Source organism: Sphingomonas sp. 1F27F7B (assembly GCF_005503355.1).
Taxonomy (GTDB): Bacteria; Pseudomonadota; Alphaproteobacteria; order Sphingomonadales; family Sphingomonadaceae; genus Sphingomonas.
In genome coordinates, this window is the sequence record NZ_SCMK01000014.1 from 1 (window position 1) to 13542 (window position 13542).

The following is a 13542-nucleotide window of genomic DNA, read 5'->3' on the forward strand; positions in this document are numbered from 1 at the left end:
GCGCGAGCCGCGCCATTTGCTCGTCCGTCAGCCAGTACAGGTTGCTCACAGTCAGTCTCCTTGCGGAGCCTGAATCAGATCGCACCTCTCACATCAATGGGTCCTGACCCTAGGCGCTCGCCGGTGAGACGATGCAGTGCGTCGCGAATGGGGGTGATGCTCGAAGCGATCTGCTCGCCGATCCGTGCGGGCTCGATCGGGCTACCGGGCGGCAGTTCGTCTTCGGCCAGCATACGCTTGAGCTCGTGGTAGACCCGCTCGAAGGTGGCGCCGGGCGAAGTCGACAGTCACCACCTTGCTGTCTCCCGTCGGCTTGGCGCCATCGTCGCCCAGGCGAAGCTGGTCGAGATAGTCTGACCAATGCTGCATCATGCGCACGCGCTCCTCCCAATACTGGCCGCGCGCATAGGCGCGTCGCACGCCGTTGTTCTCCATGTGGGCGAGCTGCCGTTCGATCGCGTCGGGGTTCCATAGTCCCATCTCGTTGAGCAGCGTCGCCGCCATCGCCCGGAAGCCATGCGCGGTCATCTCGCTGCCGCTGTAACCCATCCGCCGGAGCGCGAAGGTGACGGTGTTCTCTGACATGGGGCGCTTCCAGGTATGAGAGGCCGGGAAGACATAGGGGCTGTGCCCGGTCAGCGGCCGAATCTCGTCGAGCAGGTCGAGCACCTGCCGCGACAGCGGCACCTGATGCGGCCAGCGCATCTTCATCTTCTCTGCCGGGATCGACCACACCGCGCGCTCTAGGTCGAATTCGCTCCATTCGGCCCGGCGCAACTCCCCGGGGCGCACGAAGACGTGCGGCGTCATCCGCAGCGCGAGCCTGGTGGTCGCGTATCCAGGGCAATCGTCGATGTCGCGAAGGAGCTTACCCACTTCCTTCGGCCGCGTGATCGCGGCGAAGTGCTTGGTCTTGGGAACGATGATCGCGCCGCGCAGGTCGCGGGCGACATCAACCTTCGCTCGCCCCGTGGCGATGCCGTAGCGAAACACACGGCTGATGACGCTGCGCATCCGTCGCGCGCTCTCATAGCGGCCGGTAGCCTCGATCTTGCGCAGCACAGCCAGCACTTCCTGCACCTCGATCTCGTGGAGCGGGAGATGGCCGAGAAACGGATAGACCTTCTCCAGCAGCCAGCGCACCTTGCTGAGCGTCACCTCGGCCCGCTCCTCGCGGGTGATCTTGACGAACCACTCCTCGGCGACGCCCTTGAAGGTGATGTTCTCGTCGATCTGAGCGCGGAGCTTCCTACGCTGCTTCTCGACAAAGGGATCGACGCCCTCGGCCACCATCTTTCGCGCGGAATCGCGCTTGTCGCGCGCCTCGGCGAGACTGACTTCCGGCCAGACGCCGAGGGCGAGCGCCCGTTGCTTGCCAAGGAATCGGTAGCTCAGGCGCCAGTATTTGGCGCCGTTGGGCATCACCAGGAGGTAGAGGGATCGACCGTCGCCGAGCTTGTAGGCCTTGGCCCGGGGCTGGGCGTTCCTGATCGCGAGTGCGGTAAGAGCCATGTTGGTATCTCCGTCCGAAAACGGGTGGATCCCGGGCCGAAATAGACCAACAAAAGCGTTGGTATCTCGGCGGACCCGCCCAAATCTCGTCGGAAAGATATTTGGAAAAAGGCTTTTAACCCAGCCACTTACGCGACGCTGATGGACGTCAATGGACCGGGAAAATGGTGCCCAGAAGAGGACTCGAACCTCCACGCCCTTGCGAGCGCCAGCACCTGAAGCTGGTGCGTCTACCAATTCCGCCATCTGGGCACGGGGTAGGCGAGCGCCTCTACGGGCGAGCCCCCCGGCTGTCAACCGCCCCGAATGCCATTTTGATCGCCAGGATCGATTTTTCGTCCAGTTGCACCGCCGGCCGCCCATCGCCGCGATCCACAGCCCCCTCCAGCCGGGCGAAACCCCGGGCGCGAAAGGGAAAATATCTCCACGCCATGCGCTCGAAGCACGCAGACGATGCCCGGGGCACTCCCCGCCAGCACCTGCCCGTTCGCAAGATCCGCCGATTTTCCGGAGAAGGATGGTGCCGCCTACAGGACTCGAACCTGTGACCCCCGCATTACGAATGCGATGCTCTACCAGCTGAGCTAAGGCGGCCAACCAAGGGGCGCGGAGCCCCGAAGGAGCGGCGCGCTTACCAGCATGTTTCCTAGCTGACAAGCGTTGCGAAAGCCTTGCCGCGCACAAGCGAGGAAAAGCGCCGCCTTTACGCGTCGTTTACCACACAGCGTGCACAAGCCATTCTACGAATACAAAGGGGCGTACCCGCCCGAGTGGAGCATTTGGCATGGACATGGCGCGCGGCATCAACCACCCGCTCGACTCGAACCCGCAGGGCGAGGCGGACGAGGCCGTAAACGATCGCGAACTGGTGATCGGCACCGATGAGCGCCGCATGCACGTGCGCGCCTATAACCACTGGGTCTCGCTGCTCCGCGGCCGCGCCTATCCGTCGATCGAGGATCTCGATCCGGACAACATCATGGATTTCGGCGCGCACAGCGTGCTGCTCGATTTCTCCAAGGGCGTCGACGATCCCGCGATTCGCTTCCTCGGCCGCGCGCTGCGCGAGGAAACCGGGCTCGACACTTCGATCACCCATGTCGCCCAGGTGCCCAGCCGCTCGCTGCTGTCGCGCCTGACCGATCACTATCTCCAGATCATCGCGAATCGGGCGCCGATCGGCTTCGAGGCCGAGTTCGTCGGCACGCGCGGCCACAACACGCTCTATCGCGGCATCCTGATGCCCTTCTCGTCCGGCGCCGATTCGGAAGAGGACACGATCGATTTCATCTACGGCGTGATCAACTGGAAGGAACTGGTCGACGCCGAGACTCAGGCCAAGCTCGAAGCCGAGGTGGAGGAATCGCGCCGCACCGCGCCGCGCAGCCTCGCCGCCGCGCCGGTCTGGGCCGATGGTCCGAGCGCCGGCTTCGACGCGCCGGCCGCCCCGGCCGAGCCCGCCGCGGAAGCCCCGGCCGTCGAATCGCCCCTCGCCGTCGATGCCAGCCTTGCCGACAAGCTGCTCCGCGCCCGCGAATCGGCCGCCGCCGCCCGCGCCTCGGACACGCGCAGCCGCTCGGCGCTCTATCGCGCGCTTGCCCGCGCCTATGATTTCGCCCTCGCCGCCGATGACGACGCGCCTGGCTATGCCGCGCTGCTCGCCGATGCCGGGCTCACCGTGCAGGCCCGCGCGCCGATGACACCCGCCGTCAAGCTCGTCTTCGGCGCCGATTACGACAAGACCCGCATCACCGAATTCGCCGCCGTGCTCAGCCATGCCCGGCGCGTCGCGGTGCCGCAGGGCGGGCTCGACGCGTTCCTCGATGCGGCCGAGGGCGGCATCAAGGGCGTGGTGAAGGCCGAGCGTGCCCATCGCCGCCCGGCGCCCAGGCCGGATCTGTTCGCCCAGATCGCCGCCGAGCTGCGCAGCCGCCCGCCGCTCGCCCATGTCGACATCGCGCTCGACATCCCCGCGGACAACGAGTTCGTGGTGCTGCTCGCCCGCGCCGGCAAGCAGGGCCTCGACATCGTCGCCAGGGTCGAGGACAGCCCGCTCACCGAACGCGCCGTCCGCAAGGCCGCGGCCTGAACCCTCTCGCCGCGGCGGGATATCGGCATCCAATAGTCCGAGCTTTGCGACGCGCGAAGGCGCACTTTCGCGCGCCTTGCGACCTTTCTCGGCAAATGCGTAATTTTCTTGCGTGAGAGTCTTGAGCCGGTCACCGCGGAAGCGTAGGCGGTACTGCCATGAAAAGCATGATGACGTCGCTGACGCAGGCGTTCGAGGCGCGGTTGCTCGAAGGGGCGCTGCCGGGAGAGTTGGAAGATTTCGGAGAGGCCGAGCGGGCCGAGGCGGCGAATTTCGTCGCGGAAGCCGCTGCCGTCCGCCCCCCCGATACCGCGAAGGTCGCGCTGGAGACCTTCCAGGGCGAGGAGAGCCGCCGGATGCGGCTCGCCGTCGTCAATGACGACATGCCCTTCCTCGTCGATTCGATCTCGGGCGCGATCGCGACCTACAACATTGCCGTTTTCCGCATCATCCACCCCGTCATCGCCGTGAAGCGGGACAAGGCCGGCAAGCTCGAATCGATCGGCGCCGGCAAGCGCGAATCGATGATCTACATCGAAATGGAGCGCGCCGACGCGCGCACCCGGCGCAGCCTGGTCGCCGAGCTTGAGCGCACTCTCGCCCAGGTCCGCGACGCCGTGAACGACTGGCGCGCGCTGCAGAGCGCGGTCGGCTCGGACGCCGCCACCGTGGGCTCGCGCGAAGGCGCCAAGCTGCTCCGCTGGTTCCAGGAAGGCGCGATGACGCTGCTGGGCCACGAGACCTGGCGCACCGACGGCAGCGTCTCCGACAAGCTCGGCCTCACCCGCTACGAGCTCGACACCCCGATCCTCGCCGAAGCCTCGCGCAAGGCAGCGGTCGACTATTTCCGCAAGGGCGGCGAGGCGCCGCTGCTGCTGAAGTCCAACTCGATCTCGCCGGTCCATCGCCGCGTGCCGCTCGACATCGTGGCGGTGCCGATCTTCACCGGCAGCGAAGTGACCGGCCTGTCGATTCACGCGGGCCTGTGGACCAGCGCCGCGCTGTTCGCCAATCCGGACGAAGTGCCGGTGCTCCGCGCGCGGCTGGAGGGGCTGGAGCGCAAGTTCGGCTTCGATCCCAAAGGCCATACCGGCAAGGCGATGCAGCATGCGCTCACGGCGCTGCCGCACGACCTGACCACTGCCTTCGATGCCGATTCGCTCGAGCATCTCGTGCTCACCACGATGTCCGTCGCCGATCGGCCGCGCTCCAAGCTGGTGCTGGTGAAGAGCCTTCTCGGCCGGCATCTGTTCGCATTCGTCTGGCTGCCGCGCGACGAAGTCACCACCACGCGCCGCGAGGCAGTGGGCGAGCTGCTCGCCGAAGCGGCCAACGCCAAGATCATCAACTGGTCGATCGCGCTCGAGGACGGCGAAGTCGCGCTGCTGCGCTACACGCTCGATCTGCGCGCGGGCGGCACGATGCCGGATGCCGAGGCGCTCGACAACCAGCTCGAGCGGATGATGCGCGGCTGGGTGCCGGCGGTGGAAGCGGCGCTGATGGAGGATACCGGGCCGACGGGCGCTACCCGCCTGGCGCTGCGCTATGCCCATGCCTTTCCGCCGGCCTATCGCACCACCTCGACGCCCGAGGAAGCGGCCCGCGACATCCTGCACCTGGCCCGGCTCGACAATCCGGGCGATCGCTCGGTGCGGATCACGCCGATCGACGGCAAGGCCGGCGAATATCGGGTGAAGCTCTATGCCCAGGGCGGCGCGCTGGCGCTGTCCGACGCGGTGCCCGCCTTCGAGAATTTCGGCTTCCGCGTGATCGAGGAAGTGCCGACCGCGCTGACCGGCGGCGCCTTCGTCCATGATTTCGCCGTCTCGGCCACGGGGCTGAAGGGCGATGCCGCGGTTATCGAGGAAGCGCTCGCCGCCGTGCTCGAGGGCAATGCCGAGAATGACAGCTTCAACCGGCTGATCGTCGAGAGCGGCATGAAGCCGGCATCGGTGGTGCTGTTCCGCGCCTGGTTCCGCTATCTCCGCCAGACCGGCATGAACTATGGCATGGCCACGGTTGTCGACGCGCTGCGCCGCGCGCCGGGCGTCGCCAATGCGCTGATCGAGCGCTTCGATGCCGCGCACAACCCGGCCCGCACCGGCGACGATGCCGCGATCGACGCTGCCGCCGCCGCGATCGAGGCCGGCCTGGCCCAGGTCCAGGCGATCGACGACGACCGCATCCTGCGCACCATCCGCGGCGTCGTGCTCGCGACGCTGCGCACCAACGCCTATGCGCCCGCCGCCAGGGAGGCGCTGGCGTTCAAGCTCGATTCGGCCAAGGTGCCGGGCTTGCCCCAACCGCTCCCCTGGCGCGAGATCTGGGTCTACAGCCCGCGCGTCGAGGGCATCCATCTGCGCGCCGGCCCGGTCGCGCGCGGCGGCCTGCGCTGGTCCGACCGGCGCGACGATTTCCGCACCGAGATCCTGGGCCTGATGAAGGCGCAGCGCGTGAAGAACGCCGTGATCGTGCCGACGGGCGCCAAGGGCGGCTTCTATCCCAAGCAGCTCCCCTCCCCCGCCACCGATCGCGACGCCTGGTTCGCCGAAGGCACCGAGAGCTACCGCATCTTCATCCGCACGCTGCTGTCGATCACCGACAACATCGTGTCGGGCGCGGTCGTCCATCCGGAGGGCGTGCGCATCCTGGACGGCGAGGACCCCTATTTCGTCGTCGCCGCCGACAAGGGCACCGCGACTTTCTCCGACGTCGCCAACGCGATCGCGACCGAGCGCAACTTCTGGCTGGGCGACGCCTTCGCGTCCGGCGGTTCGCACGGCTATGACCACAAGGCGATGGGCATCACCGCCAAGGGCGCCTGGGTCTCGGTCCGCCGCCACTTCCTGGAAATGGGCACCGACATCCAGTCCGAGCCGGTCACCGTGGCGGGCTGCGGCGACATGTCGGGCGACGTGTTCGGCAACGGCATGCTGCTGTCGAAGGCGATCAAGCTGGTCGCCGCGTTCGACCATCGCCACATCTTCCTCGATCCCGATCCCGATCCCGCCAGGAGCTGGGACGAGCGCGCCCGCATGTTCGCGCTGCCGCGCTCCAGCTGGGCGGACTATAATCCGGCACTGATCTCCAAGGGCGGCGGCGTGTTCCCGCGCACCGAGAAGTCGATCCCGCTCAGCCCGGAAATCCAGGCGCTGCTCGGCCTCGACGTGAAGGAGATCGACCCGGTCTCGCTGATCTCGGCGATCCTCAGGGCCCAGGTCGGGCTGCTCTGGTTCGGCGGCATCGGCACCTACATCAAGGCCGCGTCCGAAAGTAACGGCGAAGTCGGCGACCCGGCGAACGACCGGCTGCGCGTCAATGCCGAGCAGCTGCGCTGCAAGGCAGTGGGCGAAGGCGCGAACCTGGGCGTCACCCAGGCGGCGCGCATCGCCTTCGCGTCGCTGGGCGGCCGCATCAACACCGACTTCATCGACAATTCGGCCGGCGTCGACTGCTCGGACAATGAGGTCAACATCAAGATCGCGCTCAACCGCGAGATGATCGAAGGGCGCCTCGCCTTCGAAGACCGCAACACGCTGCTCGCCGCGATGACCGACGACGTTGCGCATCTGGTGCTCGAGGACAACCGACTCCAGACGCTCGCGCTCTCCTTCATGGAGAATGACGGCTATGTCGCGCTGCCCAGCTATGTCCGGGTGATCGAGATCCTCGAAGGCTCGGGCCGGCTCGACCGCGCGGTCGAAGGCCTTGGCAGCAACGAGGAACTGCTCCGCCGCGCGCAGGACAAGAATGGCCTCACCCGGCCGGAACTCGCCGTGCTGCTCGCCTCGACCAAGCTCGCGCTGCAGGATGCGATCGAACATACCGGGCTCGGCCAGGATCCGGCGCTGGAAGGCGATCTGCACCATGCGTTCCCCAAGGCGATGCAGGCGAAGTTCGGCAAGGCGATCGACGAGCATCGCCTGCGCGGCGAGATCGTCGCCACCAAGCTGGCCAACCGCGTGATCAACCGGCTGGGCGTGCTCCACCCCTTCGAGCTCGCCGAGGAGGAAGGGTCGGCGATGGCCGATATCGCCGCGATGTTCGTCGTCGCCGAGCGGCTCTTCTGCCTGCCCGCGCTGTGGGAAGCGGTGGAAACCGCCGCGATCTCCGAAGGCGCGCGCATCGCGCTGCTCGACGAGATGGCGGTGGCGGTGCGCGGCCAGGTCGCCGACCTGCTGCGCGTCTCGCCGCCGGGCGCCAGCCCCGCCGAAGTGATCGAGCGCCTCAAGCCCGGCATCGACGCGCTCGACAAGGCCGCCAAGGGCCTGCTGCTCGACGAGGTCAAGGCCCAGTCGAACCGCATCTCCACTCGCCTCGAGGCCGCCGGCGCGCCGAGCGAGCTGGTCGCCAGGGTGGTCAAGCTGTTCGAGCTGGACGGCGCCGTCGGCCTCGCCGATCTCGGCGTTCGCCTGGGCATCGAAGTGACGCCGCTCACGCGCGCCTTCACTTCGCTCGGCCAGGCGCTCGGGCTCGACTGGGCCCAGTCGACCGCCGCGCGCATCACCACCGGCGATGTGTGGGAGCGCCTGCTGATCGCCGGCCTCGCCCGCGACTTCCAGCAGATCCGCCTAGACTTCCTGAGCCGTGGCCAGGCCGCGGACCCCCAGGGTGCGGTGGATGCGTGGCTTGGCGTCAATGCCGCCCGGGTCGAGCAGTTCACGGCCCTGGTTCGCCGCGCTCGCCAGGCTGCGGTGCCCAATGCCGCGATGCTCGCGCAGATCGCCGGCCAGGCGCGCGTGCTTCTCGCCCGCTAAAGGAAAGCCCGGCCGGTCCGCCCTGGACCGGCCGGGCTCCCATGCCCCCGGGGTCAAGCCGTCATCAGGCTTCGGAGTCGGCCCGTGCCGCCGGTGGCGTACTCCGCAGGATGAGGTACATGCCGCCCAGGCAGGCCGAAACCCCGACTACGCACACCACCGCCAGACCGATATAAAGTGCCGACATCCAGTCCTCCCAAGTCTTATCCGGAAGGAAGCTGCGTAATTTCCTGGAAGTCGGCAAGAAACATTCGTCGCTGCACTGCGGCGCATCTTTGCTGCGCATGCGAGAGAATGGATGAGGATCGGCGAGGAAAGGACGCAAATCGTCATGCTGAACTTGTCTGACGACTATTCCACCCCTCTCATCCCCCTGCCATCCCACTCTCGTCATCCCCGCGCAGGCGGGGGTCCAGAGTCAGGGGCGATACAGCAGAGAGACACTGGGTCCCCGCCTGCGCGGGGATGACTAGGTGGATACTTGTTTCGAAGGGATAGGTGTGCGTGACGCCGGATTGGCGCATTCGGCAGCGATCCCCGTCCCGTTGCATAACCGGAACCAACCGCCCGACATCCCGCATCAGGTTTGCAATTGCGAATCGTTCGCGTTACGGACCGGCATCGAATCGCCCTGGAATCACGCACCCGAAATGCACGCCCCCACTGCCCAGGCACAGGCCAAAGCGAAGCGCAGCCGCAAGAGCTTCTGGCTCAAGCAGCTGCACACCTGGCATTGGATGAGCTCGGCGATCAGCCTGATCGGGCTGCTGCTCTTCGCGATCACCGGCTTCACGCTCAACCATGCGGCGGATATCGAAGCCGCACCGAAATCGATCGATCGCGCCGCGCAACTGCCCCCGGCCTTGCTCGCCAGGGTGAAAGCCGACGACCGGCCCGACAGCAAGAAGCCGATCCCCGCCGACGTGGCCAAATGGGTGCAGGACCAGGTGAAGATCGACGCGAGCGGAACTGCCGAATGGTCGGCCGGCGAGATCTATCTTGCCAAGCCGCGGCCCGGCGGCGACGCCTGGATCTCGATCGATCGCGACACCGGCGCAGTGACCAGCGAAATCAGCTCGCGCGGCTGGATCGCCTATCTCAACGACCTCCACAAGGGCCGCAACGCCGGCACCGCGTGGAAATGGTTCATCGACATCTTCGTGCTCGCCTGCATCGTCTTCACGCTCACCGGCCTGGTGCTGCTGTGGATGCATTCCAGGCATCGGCGGAGCACCTGGCCGCTCGTCGCCGCCGGCCTCGTCATTCCCGCGCTCGTCGCGATTTTCCTGATCCACTAGGGAGCCATGTCCATGCACTATCGCATCACCGGCCTCACGCTCGCCGCGATCGGCGGGGCCGGCCTTCCCGCCGCCGCCGGCGCGCAGACGCTCGACCTGTCGATCGCCATTCCGCAGTTGAAGGTCGCCGAATATCACCGTCCCTATGTGGCGATCTGGCTGGAGAAGGAGGGCGCCGCCCCGCGCACGCTCCAAGTCTGGTATGATTTCGACGGCAACAGCAAGGAAGGCGCCGGCACCAAATGGCTGCGCGACATGCGCCAATGGTGGCGAGTGGCCGGGCGCGGCATGACCTTCCCGGCCGACGGCGTCACCGGCGCCACCCGCCCGGCGGGCAGCCACAAGGTCACGCTCGTCGCCGGGCGCGGCGGCATGCCGGCGCTCACGCCGGGCAATTACAAGCTGATGGTCGAAGCCGCACGCGAAGTCGGCGGCCGTGAAGTCGTCACCGTGCCCTTCACCTGGAACGGCACCGCCGCGCGCGGCGCCGCCAGGGGCACGAGCGAGCTCGGCGCCGTCACCGTTTCGATCAAGCGCTGATTTCAGGGGGAATGGAGCCATGAACTTCCGCAAGCCGCTTCTCGCCGCCGCCGCGATCGCCGCGATCGCTGCCCCGGCCGCCATCGCCCACCGCATGTGGATGGTGCCGTCGTCGACCACCGTCTCGGGCACCGACAATTGGGTGACGGTCGACGCCGCCGTGTCGAACGACCTGTTCTTCTTCGATCATCAGCCGCTGCGCGCGGTGCCCATCGTCACCCAGCCCGACGGCACCGAGGGCAAGGTCGAGAACCACAATCTCGGCAAGTTCCGCGCGACCTTCGACCTGCACCTGACGCAGCAGGGCACCTACAAGGTCGCGGTGGTCAATGAGGGCGTGTTCGGCAGCTACATGCTGAACGGAGAACGCAAGACGCTGCCGCGCGGCACCACCGCCGCGACGCTCGCCGCCGCGATCCCGGCCGGCGCCACCGACGTGCAGACCGCGGAAAATCTCAGCCGCAACGAGATCTTCATCACCCAGGGCGCGCCGACCGCCACGGTGTTCAAGGCCAGCGGCAAGGGCATCGAACTGGCGCCCATCACCCATCCGAACGATCTCGTCACCAATGAGCCGGCGAACTTCCAGTTCCTGAAGAACGGCAAGCCCGGCGCCGGCCTCACCGTCACCGTCATTCCGGGCGGCATCCGCTATCGCAACGATCTGAAGGAACAGGTCCTCAAGACCGATGCCGTGGGCAAGGTCTCGATCAAATGGGGCGATCCCGGCATGTACTGGGTGATGGTCAACGAAGGCGGCGAGCGGCCCGAAGGTCCGGCTGCCGGCGCCCAGCGCCCCGCGGGTGCGGCTCCGAGCGGCCCCGCCGGCCCGCCGCGCGCCCGCGTGAGCTACGTCACCACGCTCGAAGTGCTGGCGCCATAGTTTCCGGGCCGTCTTCGCCGGGATGACGATCAGACGATGACCGTCAGAATAGCCATCCCCCCGGCCCTCTCGCCCGCGGCGTTCCATCGCCGCCGGGCGGGCACCCCTGTCGTTTCCTGCACAGGCGAGACGATGGGCACCAGCTGGTCGGCCCGCATCGTCGCCGCGCCGGAAGGCATTGCGGTCGCGATCCAGGCGGAACTCGACCGCGTCGTCGCCGAGATGAGCCATTGGGCGCCGGACTCCACCCTTTCCCGCTTCAATCGCAGCGAGCCCGGCCGCTGGCAGCCGCTGCCCCCCGGCTTCGCTTGCGTCCTCGCCGCTGCGCTCGCGGTGGCGCAGAAGAGCGGCGGCGCCTTCGACCCGGCAATGGGGGCGCTGGTCGACCTGTGGGGCTTCGGCCCGCCCGGCCCGCGCACGGGCCTGCCCAGCGACGCGGAGATCGCCGAGGCCCGGGCCATTTCCGGCCGCGCCCGGATCGAGCAGGGCGAGCGCCGCGCCCGCCGCACTACCCCCGCCACGCTCGACTTCTCCGGCATCGCCAAGGGGCACGGCGTCGACCGCGTCGCCGAGATGCTGCGCAGCATGGCGCTGCCCGATTTCCTGGTCGAGATCGGCGGCGAGTTGCGCGGCGAGGGTATCAGGCCCGACGGCCAGCCCTGGTGGGTCGATCTGGAGCCCGTGCCGGGCAGCGGCTTCGCTCCGCTCCGCGCCGCGCTCCACGGCCTGTCGGTCGCCACCTCGGGCGACTATCGCCGCAGCTTCGCCCATGGCGGCCGCAACTATGCCCACACGCTCGACCCGCGCACCGGCCGGCCGCTGGACAATGGCGTCGCCTCGGTAAGCGTCTTTCACGCTTCCTGCATGCTGGCGGATGCCTGGGCGACCGCGCTCGCCGTGCTGGGTCCGGCGGGCATGGCGCTGGCCGAAAGCGAAGGGCTCGCGGCGCATATGGTGGTGCGCGAAGGCGCCGGCTTCAGCGAGCACGTCTCCCCGGCGCTACACGCGATGCTGAGCTAGCTCGCCACAATATGAATTTAACCTATTTGGTTCATATCTTCGCACATACGAACCAATACCGACAATCCTGCCGCCCTGTTGGTTGCCAAGACAGACCGCCGCTGCGGTTCAACGAAGGTCGGGAGGGGAAAACGTGGACCCATCAAGCTTCCGGAACTCCCGGCTCAGGCATCCGCCCAGCGGCGCAGGAGATTGTGATAGACGCCGGTCAGCTCGATCACCGAGCGATCATCATTGCCCAGCGTCGCCACCAGCCGCTGCACGGCCTGGTCCATCTCGAACAGGATGCGTCGCGCGCCGTCGTCGCGGACCATCGACTGGAGCCAGAAGAAGCTCGCCACCCGCGTGCCGCGAGTCACCGGCTCGACGCGGTGCAGACTCGACGAGGGATAGAGGATCGCATGCCCCGCCGGCAGCTTGACCGCCTGCTCGCCGAACTGCCCCTCGATCACCAGCGCGCCGCCGTCATATTTGCCGGGATCCTCCAGGAAGACTGTCATCGAGAGATCGGAGCGGATGCGGAAATCGGTGCCGCGCTGGATGCGCACGGCATTGTCGACATGGGTGCCGAAGTGCTGCCCGCCGCCATAGCGGTTGAACAGCGGGGGGAAGACCTTGAGCGGCAGCGCCGCCGCCACGAACAGGGGCGAGCGGCCCAGCGCGTCAAGAAGGATCGCGCCCGCGCGGCGATGCGCCTCGCCGCCTTCGGGCAGCTGCTCGTTCCGCTTGGCCAGCGCCGATTGCGCGCCGGAGGTGACATTGCCGTCCACCCATTCCGCCGGGTTGATCACATCGCGGATCTCGGCCACCTCCTCCGGCGAAAGCAGTTCGGGAATGGCGATCAGCACAGCAGCTCCTCCAGTTCGGGCCAGCGCGAGGCCCTCAGCCAGCCTCGCGCCTTCTGCACAAAGGCCGGCGTGGCGGTCTCGCGGCACCGGGCGAGCCAGGTCCGCGCCGCGTCCACGCCCCCCGCATCCAGCAGCATCCGGGCATGATTGAACGCACCCCGGAAATCGCCGCCCTCGGCCGCCTGGGCGTAGAAGCCGGCGGCCCTGGCCATGTCGCGTTCCACTACCCAACCATCCTCGTGGAAGCTGCCGACATAATTCATCGCCTTGGCATTGCCCATCGCCGCGGCTTTTTCGAACCAGCCGAGCGCGGCGGCCTTGTCCTCGGCCAGCCCCTCGCCCAGCGCCAGCGCGGTCGCGTAATTATACATGCCCCAGTCCAGCCCGCGCGCGGCGGCGATGCGGAAGCACTCGGCCGCCCGCACCTTGTCGATCGGCGTGCCCCAGCCGAGGTCATAGCAGCGCCCGACCATGTTCAGCGCCATCAGATGGCCCTGCGCCGCCGCCTTGTTGAACCAGGCGAAGCCCTCGCCCGGCTTGCCGGCATCGAGCAGCATCTGGCCCAGCACGGCCTGCGCCTCGGCCACGCCCTGCT

The 13542-nt window shown here is 67.7% G+C and carries 10 protein-coding genes and 2 tRNA genes; 6 read left to right on the forward strand and 6 right to left on the reverse strand.

Going from position 1 to position 13542, the window contains the following annotated elements:
- Positions 1–74: 74 nt before the first annotated feature.
- The 4 genes from FFS08_RS24320 to FFS08_RS13800 all read right to left on the reverse strand — a co-directional run bounded on the left by FFS08_RS24320 (position 75) and on the right by FFS08_RS13800 (position 2106).
- Complete coding sequence (locus FFS08_RS24320) at positions 75–233, reverse strand: hypothetical protein (RefSeq protein WP_137862569.1); 159 nt, start codon at positions 231–233, stop codon at positions 75–77.
- Positions 202–1512, reverse strand: a complete 1311-nt coding sequence (locus FFS08_RS13790; RefSeq protein WP_137862568.1) for a tyrosine-type recombinase/integrase — start codon at positions 1510–1512, stop codon at positions 202–204. Before FFS08_RS13790 ends, FFS08_RS24320 begins: the two co-directional genes overlap by 32 nt.
- Positions 1513–1677: 165 nt before the next feature.
- Positions 1678–1764 (reverse strand) — tRNA-Leu (locus FFS08_RS13795).
- Between the two features lie 266 nt (positions 1765–2030).
- Positions 2031–2106 (reverse strand) — tRNA-Thr (locus tag FFS08_RS13800).
- Positions 2107–2296: 190 nt separating this feature from the next.
- Here FFS08_RS13800 and FFS08_RS13805 point away from each other — a divergent pair.
- From FFS08_RS13805 to FFS08_RS13835, 6 genes are all read left to right on the forward strand, one after another.
- Positions 2297–3601, forward strand: coding sequence for a PAS domain-containing protein (locus FFS08_RS13805; protein ID WP_137862567.1), 1305 nt, complete (start codon positions 2297–2299; stop codon positions 3599–3601).
- 158 nt (positions 3602–3759) lie between these two features.
- Positions 3760–8358 carry an NAD-glutamate dehydrogenase gene (locus FFS08_RS13810; RefSeq protein ID WP_137862566.1) on the forward strand — a complete coding sequence of 1533 codons (4599 nt, stop codon included), beginning with the start codon at positions 3760–3762 and terminating at the stop codon, positions 8356–8358.
- A 650-nt stretch (positions 8359–9008) separates the two neighbouring features.
- The gene (locus tag FFS08_RS13820) at positions 9009–9656 is read left to right on the forward strand and encodes a PepSY-associated TM helix domain-containing protein (RefSeq protein WP_137862565.1); all 648 of its coding nucleotides are present in this window, start codon (positions 9009–9011) and stop codon (positions 9654–9656) included.
- A gap of 6 nt (positions 9657–9662) precedes the next feature.
- Positions 9663–10196, forward strand: coding sequence for a DUF2271 domain-containing protein (locus tag FFS08_RS13825; RefSeq protein WP_137862564.1), 534 nt, complete (start codon positions 9663–9665; stop codon positions 10194–10196).
- 19 nt (positions 10197–10215) lie between these two features.
- The gene (locus FFS08_RS13830) at positions 10216–11079 is read left to right on the forward strand and encodes a DUF4198 domain-containing protein (RefSeq protein ID WP_137862563.1); all 864 of its coding nucleotides are present in this window, start codon (positions 10216–10218) and stop codon (positions 11077–11079) included.
- Positions 11080–11115: 36 nt separating this feature from the next.
- A complete protein-coding gene (locus FFS08_RS13835; protein WP_249341069.1) occupies positions 11116–12099 on the forward strand; it encodes an FAD:protein FMN transferase in 984 nt (327 codons plus the stop codon).
- A 164-nt stretch (positions 12100–12263) separates the two neighbouring features.
- On the opposite strand, the gene FFS08_RS13840 is transcribed toward FFS08_RS13835, so the two are convergent.
- Entirely contained in the window at positions 12264–12947 is a 684-nt protein-coding gene (locus tag FFS08_RS13840; RefSeq protein WP_137862562.1) for a Fe2+-dependent dioxygenase, read from the reverse strand.
- Positions 12941–13534, reverse strand: a complete 594-nt coding sequence (locus FFS08_RS13845) for a tetratricopeptide repeat protein (RefSeq protein ID WP_249341068.1) — start codon at positions 13532–13534, stop codon at positions 12941–12943. The genes FFS08_RS13840 and FFS08_RS13845 overlap by 7 nt, the downstream gene beginning before the upstream one ends.
- Between the last annotated feature and the right edge of the window lie 8 nt (positions 13535–13542).

What these genes read in the sequence shown, in the direction of transcription:
- FFS08_RS24320 (WP_137862569.1), bottom strand. Translation starts at nt 233, where the DNA reads ATGCTGGCCGAAGACGAACTGCCGCCCGGTAGCCCGATCGAGCCCGCA.
- FFS08_RS13835 (WP_249341069.1), top strand. Translation starts at nt 11,116, where the DNA reads ATGACCGTCAGAATAGCCATCCCCCCGGCCCTCTCGCCCGCGGCGTTC.
- FFS08_RS13830 (WP_137862563.1), top strand. Translation starts at nt 10,216, where the DNA reads ATGAACTTCCGCAAGCCGCTTCTCGCCGCCGCCGCGATCGCCGCGATC.
- FFS08_RS13810 (WP_137862566.1), top strand. Translation starts at nt 3,760, where the DNA reads ATGAAAAGCATGATGACGTCGCTGACGCAGGCGTTCGAGGCGCGGTTG.
- FFS08_RS13805 (WP_137862567.1), top strand. Translation starts at nt 2,297, where the DNA reads ATGGACATGGCGCGCGGCATCAACCACCCGCTCGACTCGAACCCGCAG.
- FFS08_RS13825 (WP_137862564.1), top strand. Translation starts at nt 9,663, where the DNA reads ATGTCCATGCACTATCGCATCACCGGCCTCACGCTCGCCGCGATCGGC.
- FFS08_RS13820 (WP_137862565.1), top strand. Translation starts at nt 9,009, where the DNA reads ATGCACGCCCCCACTGCCCAGGCACAGGCCAAAGCGAAGCGCAGCCGC.
- FFS08_RS13790 (WP_137862568.1), bottom strand. Translation starts at nt 1,512, where the DNA reads ATGGCTCTTACCGCACTCGCGATCAGGAACGCCCAGCCCCGGGCCAAG.